The following is a 15,779-nucleotide window of genomic DNA, read 5'->3' on the forward strand; positions in this document are numbered from 1 at the left end:
CACTCACCTGCGGAAACAGGCGTTTCGGCGCTGGCGGACACCCGATCCCGCCAGGCCTCCACGCGTGTGTCCGACGACGTTCTGCTCGACGCCGCGAAGAAGTGCGTGCTCGCCGTCGGCGTGAGGCGGACCACCCTCGCCGAGATCGCCCGTACCGCGAAGGTCAGCCGGATGACCGTCTACCGCCGGTTCCCGGACGTGCGCAGCGTGCTCGCGACCCTCATGACCCGCGAGTTCGGCGGCCTGCTCCAGGGCGCCGCCGAGCCGGAGGTCGAGCCCGCCAACTTCCGCGAGAAGCTCGTACAGAGTTCGTCCGCCGCCGTCGCCGCGCTGTCGGGCGACCCGCTGTTCCGCACCCTGCTGGACCTCGACTCCGAACTGGTCCTGCCCTACATCGTCGAGCGGCTGGGGAAGACCCAGCGCTTCGCCGAAGGCGTGATTCTACGCCTGCTGAAGTCGGGCCACGAAGACGGCTCGATCCGCAAGGGCGACCTGCCTTCGCAGGCGCGCACCCTGCTGCTGCTCATCCAGTCCTTCGCGTTCTCGTACCGCCCCGCCACCGCGGACGTGAACGAGAAGGAGCTGATGGCGGAATTCGCCCACGTACTCGACGCGGCGTTGCGGCCGTGACGCCGGGCTCGCTCAACGCCCTGCGGCGCGACCGGGAACTCACGGCGCTGGCCGGCGGCGAGCGGGTCGATCTGGTGGTGGTCGGCGGCGGTGTCACCGGCGCGGGGATCGCGCTGGACGCGGCCGCGCGCGGCCTCTCGGTGACCCTGATCGAGGCGTACGACCTGGCATACGGGACGTCACGCTGGTCCAGCAAGCTCGTCCACGGCGGCCTCCGGTATCTGGCCAAGGGCGATCTGGCGCTGGCGCACGAAAGCGCTGTCGAACGCGGGATACTGATGACCCGCACCGCCCCGCATCTCACCAGGGCGATCCCGCAGCTCTTCCCGATGTACCGCAAGACCTCCCGCGGCCAGCAGGCGTTCATCATGACCGGCCTCGTCGCCGGTGACGGCCTCCGCCGCGCGGCCGGGACCCCGGCGTCGGTGCTGCCGCGGCCGAGGTCGGTCCCGGCCGCGGAGGCGCTGGCGCTCGCACCCGGCCTGTCCCCTCAAGGCCTGCGCGGCGCGCTGCTGGCCTACGACGGCGCGCTGACCGACGACGCGCGCCTGGTCGTGAACCTGGCCCGCACGGCGGCGTCACGCGGCGCGAGGATCCTGACGAAGGTCGAGGCACTCCGGCTCGACGCGGAATCGGTGCTGGCCAGGGACAGGCTCACCGGGCAGGAGATCGAGATCCGCGCCCGTCAGGTGATCAACGCGACGGGCGTCTGGGCGGGAGAACTGGCGGAGTCGGTGCGGCTGCGACCTTCTCGCGGCTCACACCTCATCCTGGCCTCAGGAGCGGCGCGGATCGGCGCGACGTCGGTCAACGTGCCCGTTCCCGGCGAGAACAACCGCTTCGTCTTCCTGCTGCCGCAACCGGACGGCCGGGTGTTCGTCGGGGTCACGGACGAGCCGACCGACGGGCCGGTCCCCCGGGTGCCGTCCGTGCCGGAGTCCGATGTGGACTTCCTGCTCGAAGTGGCGTCGACGGCGCTCACCCGCCCGCTGACGCGTGCCGACGTCGCGGGTTCGTTCGCCGGGCTGCGGCCTTTGGTCGAGGGCGGCGGCGGGCGCAGCGCGGACCTCTCGCGCAAGCACGCGGTGGTGACCGGCGCCGACGGCGTGCTCACCGTCGTGGGCGGCAAGCTGACGACGTACCGGAGGATGGCCGAGGACGCCGTCGACGCGGCGCTGAAACGGTCCGGGCTCCTCGCCGGGCCGTCGGCCACGTCCAGGCTTCCCCTGCTCGGCGCGACACCGCGAAGCCGCCTGTCCACTGTGGACGCGCCAGCGCGGCTGGTCGCGAAGTACGGCACCGAAGCACCGCGGGTCGCGGCACTCGGCGAGGTCGATCCGGAACTGGGCCTGCCCCTGTTCGACGGGACGGAGATCAGCGCGGCGGAAGTCGTCTGGGCCGTGCGGCACGAGGGCGCTCTCGACGTCGAGGACGTCTTGGAGCGCCGCACCCGGCTCGGCCTGGTCACCCCGGACGCCGAGGCGGCCCGCGGCCGCGTCCAGGACCTTGTCGACAAATCACTCGCCGGCCTCTCCTGACCCTCCCGCATTTAGTCCTCTGAATGCGGTGAAGCGCGCCCTCAACTTGACGGGTCGTTGGGTTTTTGCAACAGTATGTTCCATGAGCCCGGTCAGACGCGGCAAAGAGCTGCCGATCTACAACCGGCTTCCCGTGCTCCGGGCGGAGCGCGGACTGAGCAGGGCCGCCCTCGCGGCGGCCGTCGAGGTCAACCCGCAGACCATCGGCGCGCTCGAACGAGGGGACCACTACCCGAGCCTGGACCTGGCGTTCCGCATCTGCGCGGTGTTCGACCTCCCGGTCGAGGCCGTGTTCAGCCGCGAACCGTTCACGCCGCTGTCCACTCAGGTCTACCGGGAGGGGGGAACATGAGCGAGGAGCGAGGCCGCCTCGCGGCGTACTGGGAGCGCCAGCAGGAACGGCTGGACGAGGTGGAACGCAAGCGAGCGCTGAAGCTGCCGACCTGGCGCACGCGGAAACGGCGGCGAGCGTTGAGTGTGCTGGTGGTCGCCGGCGATCTGATCCTGATCGCCGGAGCGGTCTTCTATCAGGCAGGGCAGACAGGAACCTTCCTCGTGTGCTGGCTCGGCGGGGGCGTCGTGGCGGGCGGCGCCCAGTACCTGCTGCGGATCCTCACCGGCAAGATGAGCGGCGGGTTCTCGATGCGGCTCGACGAACGCGAGCGGGAAATGCGCCACCGCGTCACCTACGTCAGCTACCAGATCCTGGTGGCCCTGATGCTGTTCGCGGTGCTTTACGGCCTCTTGGTCCCCGGCCCCAAGGCCGGTGGCGCGATGATGGCCTGCGCGCTGTTGATCACCGGCACCACGGTGTCCGCCGTCATCCTGGGCTGGTCGCTGCCGGACGACGACCCTGAAGACTTCGAAGGGGTGCTCCCCGCATGACCACCACCCGCACGCGATCGGATCGCCGTCGTCTCGCCGTCGCGGCCGTGATCGGCCATCTGGTCGTGATCGCCGGTGCCGCCCTGCTGCGCGAGCCGACCTTGTGGTTCGCCGTTGGCCTGATGGGGCCCGGGCTGTGTCTCTGCGTCGGCACCGCGGCGGTGCTGCGCAAGGCCGTCGGCAGACCCGGCTCCGCGGCGAAGGATCTCGACGAACGCGAGCTGCTGCTGCGAAACCGCGCGCACTACGCTGCGTTCCGGGGGATCTGCGTGTTGATGCTGGTGGATCTCGGGTACGGGCTTTACGCGGCGGGGCAACCGGATTCCGGTTCGCTGCTGTCCGCGATGACAGCGGCGTTGTTCGTCTTCGGGACGTCGCTACCGGCGCTGTGGCTCGCCTGGCGGCTGCCGGACGATGACCCTGAAGACTTCGAGGGGGTGGCTCCGGCATGACCGGGGACAAGAAGCGGCACAAGATGTCCATCGGCGTGGTCGCCGTCGTGCTGGTGGCGGGTGGGGTCCTCGCCGGCGCGGGCCGGGCGGTCCTGGTGTACCGGGCCAGCTCGGTGGTGAGCAACGTCAAGCTGGACGGGCTGATCGAACGGAACCGCACGGTTTCCGGCGTCCATCGGGGATTCGCGGCGCTGGTGCGGTATTTCGAAGAGGGGAAGTGGAAATGAGCGAGGGGAAGCTGGAGATCGACAAGGTCTCCAAGCGCTACGGCGCGAAGGTGGCGCTGGACGAGGTGAGCTTCGAGGTCCAGCCCGGTGAGCTGTTCGGCTTCGTCGGCAGCAACGGCGCGGGCAAGACCACCACGATGCGGATCGTGCTCGGGGTGCTCGCGGCCGACTCCGGCCAGGTGCGCTTCGGCGGCGCCCCGATCACCCACGAGACCCGCACGCACATCGGGTACATGCCGGAGGAACGCGGCCTGTACCCGAAGATGAAGGTGCTGGAGCAGCTGGTCTATCTCGCCGAGCTGCACGGGATGTCGGCCAACGACGCCCACCGCAGTGCCGAGAACTGGATCGCCCGGCTCGGGCTGACCGAACGGCGCAAGGACGAGGTCCAGAAGTTGAGCCTCGGCAACCAGCAACGCGTGCAACTCGCCGCGGCGCTGGTGCACGATCCGAAGGTGCTGGTGCTGGACGAGCCGTTCTCCGGCCTCGACCCGCTGGCCGTGGACGTGATGAGCGGCGTGCTGCGCGAGAAGGCCGCGACCGGCGTGCCGGTGGTGTTCTCCAGCCACCAGCTCGATCTGGTCGAGCGGCTGTGCGACCGGGTCGGCATCATCCGAAGTGGACGGATGGTCGCCTCCGGCACCGTCGGCGAGCTGACCGCCGGTGCGGGCAACGGTCTCGTCGTCACCGCGCCCGCCGCCGCGCCCGGCTGGGCCGCGTCCGTTCCCGGTGTCCGGACGGTCGAGCAGAACGGCTCGACGACGATCCTCGAACTCGAGGCGGGCGCCGACGATCAGGCCGTGCTCGCCGCGGCGCTGGCCACCGGCCCGGTCACCGAGTTCACCAAACGCAGGCGTTCGCTGACCGAGCTTTTCCGCGACGCGGTCGCCGAGAAGCCGGCGGCACAGGGAGTTTCCGCATGAACACCGTATCTTCGTGGCGCGCGGTCTGGCTCATCGCCAAACGCGAGCTGAACACCCGGCTGCGCACCAGGTCCTTCGTGGTCGGCACCGCCGTGCTGCTGGTCATGCTGATGGGCTACGTCCTGCTGCAGTCCACGCTGATCAGCAACGAGGACAAGAGCAAGGTCGGGCTCACCGGCCAGACCGCCGGGATCGCGCAGCAGCTCAAGACCGCGGGCGAGGCGATCGGCGAGAAGATCGAGACCGTCACCGTCGCCGATCCGGCGCAAGGCCGGTCTCAGGTCGAGAACGGCGATCTGGACGCGCTGCTGTCCGGCAACGCCACCGAGCTGAAAGTGCTCGTCAAGTCCGATTTGGACACAAAGCTGCGTTCCCTGCTGAACGGCGTGTCCCAGCAGGAAGTGCTGAACGGCATCCTTTCCGAGGCCCAGAAGTCGCCGGACGAGGTGATGCGCACGGTCCACCAGACCCAGGTCGAGGTCGACTCGATCAAACCGCCGGACCCGGAGAAGTCACAGCGGATGGTGATCGGGCTGATCGTGGCGGTGCTGCTGTACATGAGCATCGTGACCTACGGGACGCTGGTCGCGCAGGGCGTGGTCGAGGAGAAGTCCAGCCGGGTGGTGGAGATCCTGCTGTCCACGGTCCGGCCGTGGCATCTGTTGCTGGGCAAGGTGATCGGGCTCGGGCTGGTCGGGCTGACGCAGCTGGTGATCATCGGCGGCGCCGGGTTCGTCGTCGCGTCGGCGACCAACGTGCTGACGCTGTCCGGGGTCGCGACGAGCGCGCTGCTGTGGGGTGTGCTGTGGTACCTGCTCGGGTTCCTGCTGTACGCCACCGTCTACGGCGCCATGGGTTCGCTGGTCTCCCGGCAGGAGGACACCCAGTCCGTGATCGGCCCGGTCAACATCGTGCTGATCCTCGGCTTCGTCGTCGGATTCAACCTGCTGGCGCAGGCGCCGGAGGGCACGGGCACGAAGGTGCTCTCCCTGGTGCCGCTGCTTTCCCCGGTCCTGATGCCCGCCCGGATCGCCGCCGGGACCGTCGAGACGTGGGAGATCGCGCTGTCGCTGGGCCTGAGCGTGGGCGCCATCGCCCTGTTCACCTGGCTGGGCGCGCGGATCTACCAGAACAGCGTCCTGCGGGTCGGCAGCCGGATCAAGCTGACCGAGGCGCTGAAGGGCTGACCCGCGAGTCCGTGAAGGCCTCCTTCCCTACCCTGAGAGTAGGGAAGGAGGCCTTCACGGACCTTTGATGGCGCCGTAGCGCTCCAGCGCGACCTGGCGTTCATGGGCGTGGTCGACCATGGGTGCGGGGTAATCGGGCACGCCGGCGGGTTTGTGCACGGCTTTGCCCTGCACGGAGCGGAGTTCGGGGACGTAGCGGCGGACGTAGTCGCCGGAGGGGTCGAACTTCTCCCCTTGCGTGGTCGGGTTGAAGATCCGGAAGTACGGCGCCGCGTCGGTGCCGCTGCCCGCGACCCACTGCCAGTTCAGCTGGTTCGACGCGAGATCGCCGTCGACCAGATGCTTCATGAAATGCCGCGCGCCGAGCCACCACGGCAGATGCAGGTCCTTGACCAGGAAACTCGCGACGATCATCCGGACACGGTTGTGCATCCAGCCCTCGGCGAGCAGCTGCCGCATCCCCGCGTCGATGATGGGGAACCCGGTGCGTCCCTCGCACCACCGCCGGAAAGCCTCGTCGTCGCTCTCGTGTTCCATGGCGTCGAACCGGGAATCGTAGTTCTTCCGCGCGGTTTCGGGACGGTGCCACAGGACGTCGGCGTGGAACTCACGCCAGGCGAACTCACCGCGCAGCGCCTTGGCGCCGGATCCCTCGTTCCCGGCGAGGTCCGCCAGCAGGGTGCGCGGGTGGACGCACCCCCAGCGCAGATACGGCGAAAGCCTTGTCGTGCCGGGCCGATCCGGCCGGTCGCGATCTTCGTCGTAGGTTTCGAGGCCGTCGTCCAGGAACTCGTGCCAGCGTTCGAGCGCCGCCCGCTCACCGGGCTCCGGCAGCTCCATCCCCTTGAGCGACGGGGACTTCGGGAGCTTGACGGAGCGCGGCGGTTCCACCCAGTCCACTATGGACTTACCGGTGTCCGCGGGCCGCGGCCAGCCGTGGCGCACCCACGCGCGGTAGAACGGGGTGAACACGCGATAGGGATCGCCGTCGGGTTTGGTGATGCGGCCTGGCGTGATCGCGTACGAGGAACCCGTCTCGACCCAGTCGATGTCGTGCTCCGCCAACGCCTTCTTGACCTCGTCGTCGCGGCGGCGGCCGTACGGGCCGGTGTCCGCGCTGACGTGCACCGCCGCCGCGCCGATCTCGCGCGCGGCCTTGACGACCTGCTCGGCCGGGTCGCCCTTGACGAGCATCAGCCGTCCGCCGAGCTGATCGTCCAGCGCCTTCAGGCAGCCGTGCAGGAACGCGACGCGCGGGGCGCCGGAGGGTTTGAGAAGCGCGTCGTCGAGGACGTACAGGGCTAGGACGTGCTTGCTGTGTTTCGAGGCCTCCAGGAGGGCGGCGTGGTCTCCGAGGCGGAGGTCGCGGCGGAACCACAGCACTACCGGGGCTTCTCTGGTCACCCTGGAACCCTAAGGCCGCTCCCGTGGCCCCGCACGCCCGGATGCAATGAAAGGTCCTTTCCTTGCGAAATTTGCAAGGAAAGGACCTTTCATAGCGCTTGCGGGAGGGGGATCAGCGCTCCGAGATGGGCGCGTAGTCCCGCGACGCGTAGCCGGTGTAGATCTGCCGCGGGCGGCCGATCTTGGTGGCCGGGTCCTGGATCATCTCGCGCCAGTGCGCGATCCAGCCCGGCAGGCGGCCGAGCGCGAACAGCACGGTGAAGTACTTCGTCGGGAAGCCGAGCGCCCGGTAGATCAGACCGGTGTAGAAGTCGACGTTCGGGTACAGCTTCCGCTCGATGAAGTAGTCGTCCGAGAGCGCGGTCTCTTCCAGCTTCTTCGCGATGTCGAGCAGCTGGTCGCCGCCCTTGAGCTTGGAGAGGATCTCGTCCGCGGTGTTCTTGATGATCTTCGCGCGCGGGTCGTAGTTCTTGTAGACCCGGTGCCCGAAGCCCATCAGGCGGACACCCTTCTCCTTGTTCTTCACGCGGGTGACGAAGTTCGCGACGTCGCCGCCCTCGGCCTGGATGCCCTCGAGCATGTCCAGGACCGCGCTGTTGGCGCCACCGTGCAGCGGGCCGAAGAGCGCGTTGATACCGGCCGAGATCGAGGCGAACAGGTTCGCCTCGGAGGAGCCGACGAGACGCACGGTCGAGGTCGAGCAGTTCTGCTCGTGGTCGGCGTGCAGGATGAACAGCAGGTCGAGCGCCTTGGCGACGTCCGGGTCGACCTCGTAGGGCTCGGCCGGGAAACCGAAGGTCATCCGGAGGAAGTTCTCGACCAGGCCGAGCGAGTTGTCCGGGTACAGCAGCGGCTGGCCGACGGACTTCTTGTACGCGTACGCGGCCAGGGTCGGGACCTTGGCCAGCAGGCGGATGGTGGACAGCTCCACGTTCGCTTCGTCGAACGGGTTGAGCGAGTCCTGGTAGAAGGTCGACAGCGCGGATACGGCGCTGGAGAGCACCGGCATCGGGTGCGCGTCGCGCGGGAAGCCGCTGAAGAAGGCCTTCAGGTCCTCGTGCAGCAGGGTGTGCCGCTGGATCTTCCCGGTGAACTCCTCCAGCTGCGCCTGGGTCGGCAGCTCGCCGTAGATGAGCAGGTACGAGACCTCGATGAAGGTCGACTTCTCGGCCAGCTGCTCGATCGGGTACCCGCGGTAGCGCAGGATGCCGGCGTCACCGTCGATGTAGGTGATGGCCGACGACGCGGCACCGGTGTTCACGAAACCCGGGTCGTGGGTGATGTACCCGGTCGTCGCCAGCAGCTTCCCCAGCTCGATCCCAGGCGCGCCCTCGACCGGGTGGATCACCTTGAACTCGTGCTCGCCGTTGGGCAGGCGCAGCGTCGCGGTCTCGCCGGACTGCCCCGCAGCCGTCGTCGCGTCGGACATGTAAGTCCCTCTCACGTTCAGCACGGGCCGGCGGCGCCTGTAGGTTCCACAGGTACGCCCTCTTTCACGCGCGTGACCCACGGCCTCGCTGCACACCGCCCCGCTGGGGTATGAATTCCCCTCTACGCTAGTCGAGAATGGGGTCAACGCGCAGCGGGTGAGTTGCTCACAACAGCCCCTTTGGGACCAGGTTCACACGGCGGATGCCATATCGCCCGCCGTCGGCGGTTCGGCCCCGCTCCGCGAGACGGTGATCGACGCCGCTTTCGCCGCGAATTCGAGCGCCGTACGCCAGCCGTCGGCGTCGAGAGTGGACAAGTCACGGACGCCGTTCGAGTACAGCCACGCCAGCAGGGCGCCCTGCACGGTGTCACCGGCGCCGATCGTGTCGACGACGTCGACCCGGCGTGAGGGGACCTGGGCGATTTCGCCCGCTCGTGTGATGACGGACAGCCCTTGCGCGCCCCGGGTGAGCACGACGGCATCGACTCCGCAAGAGGTCCAGACCTTTGCCGCGTCGACCGGGTCGGCGCCCTCGGCGAGCCATTCCGTGTCGTCGTCGGAGATCTTGAGCAGGCGGATATGCGGCAGCCAGGAATCGAACCTCGCCCGGTACGCCGCCGGGTCGGCGATCAGCGCCGCACGGATGTTCGGATCGAGCACGGTCAGGACGCCGCGGTCGGATTCGCGGCGCAACACGGTTTCGTACGTGCTCGCGCCCGGCTCCAGGACCATGCCGAGGGTGCCGAGCGAGAGCGCCGTCACATCCTCCGGCAGCGGGCCGGGGTCGGCGACCAGCCGGTCCGCGGTGCCCTCGGTGTAGAAGGTGTACTGGGCGGAACCCTTCTCGTCGAGCGCGACCACGGCGAGGGTCGTCGGCTCGTTTCCTCGCTGCAGCAAGGCGGTGTCGACGCCGGAGGCGTGCAGCCGGTCCACCAGCGCGACGCCGAAGCGGTCGTTCGAGACGCGCGACAGGAAGCCCGTCGGGACGCCGAGCCGCCCGGCGGCGAGCGCGACGTTGTAGGGACCACCACCCATCCGGGGCAGCAGCGCGCGCAATCCACCGTCCACAGTGGAATCCAACGGTTCACCGGGAACGAGGTCGACCAGCGCCTCTCCACCTACGACGATCACGGGCGCGATGCTAGCCGAGGCGGCGGTGAGACCACCAGAATTGTCAGTTCAGGACATTTTTTGTCGCGATCCCGCCAAGCAAAAGCTCCGACAACGCGGTGAACGCTTCGGCGTCGGTCACCCCGGTGCGCTGACCGACGACACCGGTCTGGATTCCCTCGATGATCAGTCCCGCCATTTCCGCGATCAGCCGCGCGTGCACCTCGCGGAAAACACCGTCGGTGACGCCGCGATCGATGAACGACCGGATCCGGCGGGCCGCGGCGCGACTGTTGAGCTGATACGCGTCCCGCGCCGGCGCGAATTCGGCGATGTCGGTCATGAAAGCGGCCGAAGCGCGATTCAGGTACTCGGAGATCCCGGCGAGGTACTCCCCGAGGATCTTGCGAGCGTCGTCGATCCCGGCGATCCGCTCTTCCAGCAGTTCGGCGGCGCCCTTGAAAAAGTGGGTGACGACCTTGACCGCGAGCTGCTCCTTGCTGGGCGCGAGCGCGTAGAGGGTCGACTTCGAGCAGCGGAGCCTGGCGGCCAGGTCGTCCAGCGTGAACTGGGAGAACCCTTCGGCGAGAAAGAGCGCTTCAAGCTCCGAGAGCAGCGCTCTCTGACGCGCGGTGGGCTGGCGGCGCGAGGTCATCGGATCACTATCCCCTACGCGAACGGTGTACCCCCAGCGCCGTCTACTGTACGCTGAATCAGCCCACAGTACTGTTTTTAGTACAGCTCAGCTCGGAGGAGCCATGCCGGCGGACCGTCTGCTGCCCAGCACCGAGGCCCAGGATCTGGTCGACCTGGCCAAGGAGATCGCGCGCGAGGAACTCGCCCCGATCGCGAGCAAGTACGAGGAGACCGCGCACTTCCCGCGCGAGCAGTTCCGGCTGCTCGGGCAGGCCGGGCTGCTCGGCCTGCCGTACTCGGAACGCTGGGGCGGCGGCGAGCTGCCCTACGAGGTGTATCTGCAGGTTCTGGAGGAAATCGCGGCCGCGTGGATGTCGGTCGGCGTCGGGCTCTCCGTGCACACGATGTCCTGCTTCGCGCTGGCGCACCACGGCACCGACGAGCAGCGAGACCGCTGGCTGCCCTCGATGCTGGAAGGCGGCCTGCTGGGCGCGTACGCGCTCTCGGAGACCCACGCCGGCTCCGACGCGGCCGCCCTCTCGACCCGCGCGCGGCTCGACGGCGACCAGTACGTCGTGAACGGCACGAAGGCGTGGATCACCCACGCGGGTGAGGCCGACTTCTACACGACCATGGTGCGCACCAGCGACGACGGCGGCCAGGGCATCTCCTGCCTGCTCGTCGACGCGGCGACGCCGGGCCTGTCGGCCGCACCGCCCGAGCGGAAGATGGGCCTCACCGGGTCGACCACGGCGCAGCTGATGTTCGAGGGCGCCGCCGTCGACGCCGACCGGCGGATCGGCGAGGAGGGCCAGGGACTGAAGATCGCGCTGTCGTCGCTCAGCTCCGGACGGCTGGGCATCGCCGCTTGCGCCGTCGGGCTCGCGCAGGCCGCGCTGGACGAGGCGCTCGAGTACGCGAAGGGCCGCACGCAGTTCGGGCGGCCGATCATCGAGTTCCAGGGACTGGAATTCCTGCTGGCCGACATGGCCGCGACCGTCGAGACGTCGCGCGCGATGTACCTCGACGCCGCCCGCCGCCGCGACCGCGGGCTGCCGTTCCAGCGGCAGGCGTCGATCGCGAAGCTCGTCGCGACCGACGGCGCGATGAAGGTGACCACCGACGCCGTGCAGGTCCTCGGCGGCGCCGGGTACACGAAGGACTTCCCGGCGGAGCGGTACATGCGGGAGGCGAAGGTGCCGCAGATCTTCGAGGGCACGAACCAGATCCAGCGCATGGTGATCGCGCGGGAACTCCGAAAAGGCTGACTCTCCGCGCCGATATGCTCACCAGTGGTCACGTGGTGATCGTGAGACACCGTGGAAGACGTGAGGAGATGCTGTGCCAGCCCTTCCCGACTCCACGGCCGGGTCACACGGTGGACCAGGGTGGGCCATCCCGGACCACCTGCTGTCGGTCGCGGAGTACGCGGCGCTCGGCGAGCCCGATTCCGGATTCACCGAGCTCGTGGAAGGCCGCCTCGTCATGTCGCCAAGCCTCAAGAGGAGACACAACAAGGCGCTCTACGCCTTGGCGAGGCAACTGGAATCCCAGCTGCCCGAACACCTCGAGTTCATCCAGGACATCGACGTCGATCTGGGACTGGTGCCGCCTGGCGAGCCGGGTTTCGCCAGGCGACCGGATCTGATCATCGCCCTCCGTGAAGCAGGCGAGCGAATCGACGAAGAAGACACGATGTACCACGCGGACGACGTCATCGTCGTGGTCGAGATCGTGTCACCGGGCTCGAAGCGCACCGACTACGTGACCAAACACGGCGAGTACGCCGACGCGGGGATCCCGCACTACTGGATCGTCGATCTCAGCGAGCCCGTCTCGCTTGTCGCCTGCCACCAAGCGGGCGAACTCGGCTACCAGGACGCTCCGGCCATGACCGGCGAATTCGCCGCCGCCGAGCCGTTTCCGGTGAAGCTGGATCTCGACCGACTGCTCTCGTGAGTGGTGAGGACGGTTGGAACCCAATGCCACGTAGCTTAAGTTGATCTTGGGTGAGGTTGGCAGGTGGGGTGAAGGCTCCCTTCGCTGCGCCTGATGCGACGAAGGGCGCCTTCGGCCTGGTCGTGGGTCGAGGGGGTCGTGAGTGGCGTTTCGGGTTCTAACCCGAAACGCCACTCACGAGCCTCCGTGCCCCGGCGGACCGAACCGCTGTGGCGGCGGACCGGCCTGCGGCGGCTGCTGCGGCCATCCGTTCCGCGGCGGATAAGGCTGCTGCCCCGGCACGGGCTGAGGCGGGGACTGGAATCGGGCGCCATGCGCCTGCTGAAAACCCTGCTGCTGCGGGAAACCCGGCGGTGCCTGCCACCGCGCATCCTGCCGAGCCGCGGCGACGGCGCGATCCTTGCGCCGTTTCCCGCGGATCAGCATCGTCGCCCCCAAGCCGGTCAGCGCCACCCCGACCCCGGCCATCCAGAGCCCGTGGTCGCGGAACGTCTCGGCCCTGGATTCGGCGGCGGCCTTCATCTCGTCGTAGGTGTCCTCGTCGACGGTGCGGCCACCCTTGGTGCTTTCGCAGACGTCGCCGGGGCCCATGATCCGGCCACCGCATTTGACGACATTCGGATCCTCACGGGCGAACAACAAGGTGACGACCAGGAAACCGATACCGACGACCAGAACGAAGACCCAGCGCTTCATGTGTTACACATCCTCCCCAGTGTGTAACACATGAGAGCACGGGCCGGTCGTTCTGACAAGACCGGTTCAGCCCTCGCGGTACCGGCGTTCCTCGGTGACGCCGACGCCGGTCTCCTCGTCGAAGTGGTAGACCTCGCGCCCCCGCACGAACACGCGCATGGCCCGGTTCATCACGTCCAGCGGGTCACCCGACCAGATGACCACGTCGGCGTCGAGGCCCGGCTTCAGCGAGCCGACCTGGTCGTCGAGGTCCAGCATCGCGGCCGGGTTGACGGTCAGCGCCTTCAGCGCGGTCTCCGGGTCGAGGCCGTCCTTCACCGACAGCGCGGCCTGGTAGACCAGGAAGTTGATCGGCACGACCGGGTGGTCCGTGGTGATCGCGATCCGCACACCCGCCCTGGCGAGGATGCCGGGCGCACGCAGGGTGCGGTTGCGCAGCTCCACTTTGGACTTGGTGGTGAACAGCGGGCCGAGGATCACCGGCACGTCCCGCTCGGCCAGCAGGTCCGCGATCAGGTGCCCTTCGGTGCCGTGGTTGATCACCAGTTTGTAGCCGAACTCGTCGGCCAGCCGGATCGCGGTCACCATGTCGTCGGCGCGGTGGACGTGCTGGTCCCAGTACAGCTCGCCGTCGAGGACCTTGGCCAGCGTCTCCTTGGTCAGGTCGACGTCGAATGGCTTGCCCTCGCCGGCCGCGTGGTCGCGCTGGGCGGCGTAGTTGCGCGCGGCGGTGAACGCGTCGCGGATGGTCGACGCGACACCCAGCCTGGTCGACGGCGTCTGCTTCTTCTCGCCGTAGACCCGTTTCGGGTTCTCGCCGAGCGCGCTCTTCACGCTGACGCCCTCGGCGAAGATCATGTCGAGCACGGTCCGGCCCCAGGTCTTGACGCCGATCGTCTGCCCGCCGATGGGGTTCCCGGAGCCGGGCTTGATGACGACGCTGGTGACACCGCCCGCGAGCGCGTCGTCGAAGCCGGGCTCGTACGGGTCGATCCCGTCGATCGCCCGGAACCGCGCGCCGTTGGGGTCGGTCATCTCGTTCGTGTCGTTCCCCGACCAGCCTTCGCCGTCTTCGTGGACGCCGAGGTGGGCGTGCGCGTCGATGAACCCGGGCAGCACCCAGCTGCCCGCGGCGTCGATCAGTTCGGCGTCGTCGGGGACGTCGACGTCGGCGTCCGTGCCGACCGCGGCGATCTTCCCGTTCTCGATGAGGACCGTGCCGCCGTCGATGGGATCACCGTCGACCGGGACGACGTAACCACCGACGATGGCCTTGACCAGTACTTTGTCAGACATACTTTGACACGCTAACGAACTGGGCCACCGGTCCGCACGCGGGGCTTTTCGAAGTGGACCAGTTCGTAGTGCTTCTCGGGCGTTCGGTGCGTCTCGACGTAGCCGAGTTTCCGGTACATCCGCAGCGGGCCCGCGCTCCGCTCCCCGGTGAACAGGCGGAACACGGTCACCGAAGGCGGGGCGGCGGCCTCGGCGGCGAGCAGCAACGAGCCGCCGAGGCCGTGTCCTTGCCTGTCCGGGGCCACGATGAGCCTGCCGACGAGACCGGCCTCGCCGTCCACGACGATCCGGACACTCGCCACCAGCCGCCCGGATTCCCTGATGCCCCAGGCGAAACACGCGGGGTCGCCCAGGGCGTCCTTGGCCTGCTCGAAGGTCTCCAGCAGCGGCGGGAGGTCGAGGTTCTCGTGCTCCCTGGCCTCCGGGACGTACGCCGCGCGCTGCAGCGTGAGCACTTCGCCCGCGTCCACGGGGCCCAGCCGGAGCAGAGCCGTCATCAGCGCACCCGGATTCCCCAGCTCCCGGTCCACGAAGTGGCGGGCTCCAGGTCGATCAGGTCGGTGCCGGTGTTGAGCGCGTCCGCGGGGCAGGTCATCGGCTCGATCGCCACCGCCCGGCCGCGGCCGACCAGGTCGTCCGGCGTGAACACCTGCGCCCAGCGGAAGTCGGGCCCGGCCCAGACCAGCAGCTCCTGCTCCCCGTGCGAGAGGACGTGGTGGTGGTTCCCGTCCTCGGCGACGCTCAGCCCGCCGAACGCCGTGTCGAGGTCGACGCCTTCGAGCACCTTGCCGGACCGGAAGTCGTACTCGGTCCCCTCGACGTCCTGCTCGTCGGCGTACGGCATCTGCTCGTCGCCGAGATACGGGCGGACCCGGCTCGCGGGCAGTGTCAGGGTCAGCTCGTCGGTGGGCACGTCGCCGATGCGGAAGTAGGGGTGCGTGCCGAGCCCGACGCCGATCGGGCTCTCGCCCTCGTTGCGGATCTCGTGCGTCACGACCAGTTCGCGCGGCGAGATCTCGTACGTGATCGTCGCACGCAGCGGCACCGGCCAGCCCTCCTGCGCCGGGACGTCGATGGCCATCGTGATCGACGACTCCGCGTGCTCGAGAAGCTCCCACTCCTCGTGCCGGGTCAGGCCGTGGATCGCGTTGCCGCGCGCCTCCTCGGTGATCGGGAGCTGCTGCTTCTCACCCTGGTACACCCACTGGCCACCCTTGGTGCGGTTCGGCCAGGGCAGCAGCACCTGCCCTGCGCCCTTCGGCGGCTTCTCGTCCTCGGCGAACGCCTCGACGTAGGGCACTCCGCCGACCTCGAACGCGCGCAACCCGGCACCGATCTCGGTGACGACGGCGCGCGCGTTGCCGCGGGTGATCTCGAACTGCTCTCCGGTGGGATTGGCCATGC

The 15,779-nt window shown here is 68.7% G+C and carries 18 protein-coding genes; 10 read left to right on the forward strand and 8 right to left on the reverse strand.

All coding sequences use genetic code 11. The features are described from left to right. Positions 1–66: 66 nt before the first annotated feature. The 8 genes from AC069H_RS37220 to AC069H_RS37255 all read left to right on the forward strand — a co-directional run bounded on the left by AC069H_RS37220 (position 67) and on the right by AC069H_RS37255 (position 5,842). On the forward strand, positions 67–630 hold the full coding sequence (locus AC069H_RS37220; protein WP_478235477.1) for a TetR/AcrR family transcriptional regulator: 564 nt from the start codon (positions 67–69) through the stop codon (positions 628–630). Further along, the gene (locus tag AC069H_RS37225) at positions 627–2,168 is read left to right on the forward strand and encodes a glycerol-3-phosphate dehydrogenase/oxidase (protein WP_478235455.1); all 1,542 of its coding nucleotides are present in this window, start codon (positions 627–629) and stop codon (positions 2,166–2,168) included. Before AC069H_RS37220 ends, AC069H_RS37225 begins: the two co-directional genes overlap by 4 nt. A gap of 82 nt (positions 2,169–2,250) precedes the next feature. Continuing rightward, positions 2,251–2,520, forward strand: a complete 270-nt coding sequence (locus AC069H_RS37230) for a helix-turn-helix transcriptional regulator (protein WP_034308595.1) — start codon at positions 2,251–2,253, stop codon at positions 2,518–2,520. Next, complete coding sequence (locus AC069H_RS37235; RefSeq protein WP_478235456.1) at positions 2,517–3,053, forward strand: hypothetical protein; 537 nt, start codon at positions 2,517–2,519, stop codon at positions 3,051–3,053. Before AC069H_RS37230 ends, AC069H_RS37235 begins: the two co-directional genes overlap by 4 nt. Then, complete coding sequence (locus tag AC069H_RS37240) at positions 3,050–3,505, forward strand: hypothetical protein (RefSeq protein ID WP_478235457.1); 456 nt, start codon at positions 3,050–3,052, stop codon at positions 3,503–3,505. The genes AC069H_RS37235 and AC069H_RS37240 overlap by 4 nt, the downstream gene beginning before the upstream one ends. After that, positions 3,502–3,732, forward strand: a complete 231-nt coding sequence (locus AC069H_RS37245; RefSeq protein ID WP_478225335.1) for a hypothetical protein — start codon at positions 3,502–3,504, stop codon at positions 3,730–3,732. Before AC069H_RS37240 ends, AC069H_RS37245 begins: the two co-directional genes overlap by 4 nt. After that, positions 3,729–4,655: an ABC transporter ATP-binding protein gene (locus tag AC069H_RS37250; protein WP_478225334.1), complete on the forward strand. Its 927-nt coding sequence runs from the start codon at positions 3,729–3,731 to the stop codon at positions 4,653–4,655. Before AC069H_RS37245 ends, AC069H_RS37250 begins: the two co-directional genes overlap by 4 nt. Continuing rightward, entirely contained in the window at positions 4,652–5,842 is a 1,191-nt protein-coding gene (locus AC069H_RS37255) for an ABC transporter permease (RefSeq protein WP_478225333.1), read from the forward strand. Before AC069H_RS37250 ends, AC069H_RS37255 begins: the two co-directional genes overlap by 4 nt. Before the next feature lie 54 nt (positions 5,843–5,896). Here AC069H_RS37255 and AC069H_RS37260 read toward each other — a convergent pair whose 3' ends face one another. The 4 genes from AC069H_RS37260 to AC069H_RS37275 form a co-directional block, all read right to left on the reverse strand. After that, positions 5,897–7,246 (reverse strand): cryptochrome/photolyase family protein, encoded by a 1,350-nt coding sequence (locus AC069H_RS37260; protein ID WP_478235458.1) that lies wholly within the window; start codon positions 7,244–7,246, stop codon positions 5,897–5,899. Between the two features lie 112 nt (positions 7,247–7,358). Next, the gene (locus tag AC069H_RS37265) at positions 7,359–8,675 is read right to left on the reverse strand and encodes a citrate synthase (protein ID WP_091598543.1); all 1,317 of its coding nucleotides are present in this window, start codon (positions 8,673–8,675) and stop codon (positions 7,359–7,361) included. Positions 8,676–8,867: 192 nt separating this feature from the next. Next, positions 8,868–9,809 (reverse strand): carbohydrate kinase family protein, encoded by a 942-nt coding sequence (locus AC069H_RS37270; protein WP_478235459.1) that lies wholly within the window; start codon positions 9,807–9,809, stop codon positions 8,868–8,870. Positions 9,810–9,852: 43 nt separating this feature from the next. Further along, entirely contained in the window at positions 9,853–10,443 is a 591-nt protein-coding gene (locus AC069H_RS37275; RefSeq protein ID WP_478235460.1) for a TetR/AcrR family transcriptional regulator, read from the reverse strand. Between the two features lie 103 nt (positions 10,444–10,546). Here AC069H_RS37275 and AC069H_RS37280 point away from each other — a divergent pair, with 103 nt between their 5' ends. Both AC069H_RS37280 and AC069H_RS37285 read left to right on the forward strand, forming a co-directional pair. Further along, complete coding sequence (locus tag AC069H_RS37280; protein ID WP_478225329.1) at positions 10,547–11,692, forward strand: acyl-CoA dehydrogenase family protein; 1,146 nt, start codon at positions 10,547–10,549, stop codon at positions 11,690–11,692. A 73-nt stretch (positions 11,693–11,765) separates the two neighbouring features. Next, positions 11,766–12,383, forward strand: a complete 618-nt coding sequence (locus AC069H_RS37285; protein WP_478235461.1) for a Uma2 family endonuclease — start codon at positions 11,766–11,768, stop codon at positions 12,381–12,383. Positions 12,384–12,557: 174 nt separating this feature from the next. Here the strand turns inward: AC069H_RS37285 and AC069H_RS37290 are convergent, their stop codons facing one another. The 4 genes from AC069H_RS37290 to AC069H_RS37305 form a co-directional block, all read right to left on the reverse strand. Further along, positions 12,558–13,079 carry a hypothetical protein gene (locus AC069H_RS37290; RefSeq protein WP_478235462.1) on the reverse strand — a complete coding sequence of 174 codons (522 nt, stop codon included), beginning with the start codon at positions 13,077–13,079 and terminating at the stop codon, positions 12,558–12,560. A 66-nt stretch (positions 13,080–13,145) separates the two neighbouring features. After that, positions 13,146–14,375, reverse strand: coding sequence for an amidohydrolase (locus AC069H_RS37295; protein ID WP_478225326.1), 1,230 nt, complete (start codon positions 14,373–14,375; stop codon positions 13,146–13,148). An 11-nt stretch (positions 14,376–14,386) separates the two neighbouring features. Further along, entirely contained in the window at positions 14,387–14,872 is a 486-nt protein-coding gene (locus AC069H_RS37300; protein ID WP_478225325.1) for a GNAT family N-acetyltransferase, read from the reverse strand. Continuing rightward, a complete protein-coding gene (locus AC069H_RS37305; protein ID WP_478225324.1) occupies positions 14,872–15,777 on the reverse strand; it encodes an aldose 1-epimerase family protein in 906 nt (301 codons plus the stop codon). Before AC069H_RS37305 ends, AC069H_RS37300 begins: the two co-directional genes overlap by 1 nt. Positions 15,778–15,779 lie beyond the last annotated feature (2 nt).

It is taken from the genome of Amycolatopsis sp. NPDC043887 (assembly GCF_056435665.1).

What these genes read in the sequence shown, in the direction of transcription:
- AC069H_RS37230 (WP_034308595.1), top strand. Translation starts at nt 2,251, where the DNA reads ATGAGCCCGGTCAGACGCGGCAAAGAGCTGCCGATCTACAACCGGCTT.
- AC069H_RS37235 (WP_478235456.1), top strand. Translation starts at nt 2,517, where the DNA reads ATGAGCGAGGAGCGAGGCCGCCTCGCGGCGTACTGGGAGCGCCAGCAG.
- AC069H_RS37240 (WP_478235457.1), top strand. Translation starts at nt 3,050, where the DNA reads ATGACCACCACCCGCACGCGATCGGATCGCCGTCGTCTCGCCGTCGCG.
- AC069H_RS37245 (WP_478225335.1), top strand. Translation starts at nt 3,502, where the DNA reads ATGACCGGGGACAAGAAGCGGCACAAGATGTCCATCGGCGTGGTCGCC.
- AC069H_RS37250 (WP_478225334.1), top strand. Translation starts at nt 3,729, where the DNA reads ATGAGCGAGGGGAAGCTGGAGATCGACAAGGTCTCCAAGCGCTACGGC.
- AC069H_RS37255 (WP_478225333.1), top strand. Translation starts at nt 4,652, where the DNA reads ATGAACACCGTATCTTCGTGGCGCGCGGTCTGGCTCATCGCCAAACGC.
- AC069H_RS37265 (WP_091598543.1), bottom strand. Translation starts at nt 8,675, where the DNA reads ATGTCCGACGCGACGACGGCTGCGGGGCAGTCCGGCGAGACCGCGACG.
- AC069H_RS37275 (WP_478235460.1), bottom strand. Translation starts at nt 10,443, where the DNA reads ATGACCTCGCGCCGCCAGCCCACCGCGCGTCAGAGAGCGCTGCTCTCG.
- AC069H_RS37280 (WP_478225329.1), top strand. Translation starts at nt 10,547, where the DNA reads ATGCCGGCGGACCGTCTGCTGCCCAGCACCGAGGCCCAGGATCTGGTC.
- AC069H_RS37290 (WP_478235462.1), bottom strand. Translation starts at nt 13,079, where the DNA reads ATGAAGCGCTGGGTCTTCGTTCTGGTCGTCGGTATCGGTTTCCTGGTC.
- AC069H_RS37295 (WP_478225326.1), bottom strand. Translation starts at nt 14,375, where the DNA reads ATGTCTGACAAAGTACTGGTCAAGGCCATCGTCGGTGGTTACGTCGTC.
- AC069H_RS37300 (WP_478225325.1), bottom strand. Translation starts at nt 14,872, where the DNA reads ATGACGGCTCTGCTCCGGCTGGGCCCCGTGGACGCGGGCGAAGTGCTC.
- AC069H_RS37305 (WP_478225324.1), bottom strand. Translation starts at nt 15,777, where the DNA reads ATGGCCAATCCCACCGGAGAGCAGTTCGAGATCACCCGCGGCAACGCG.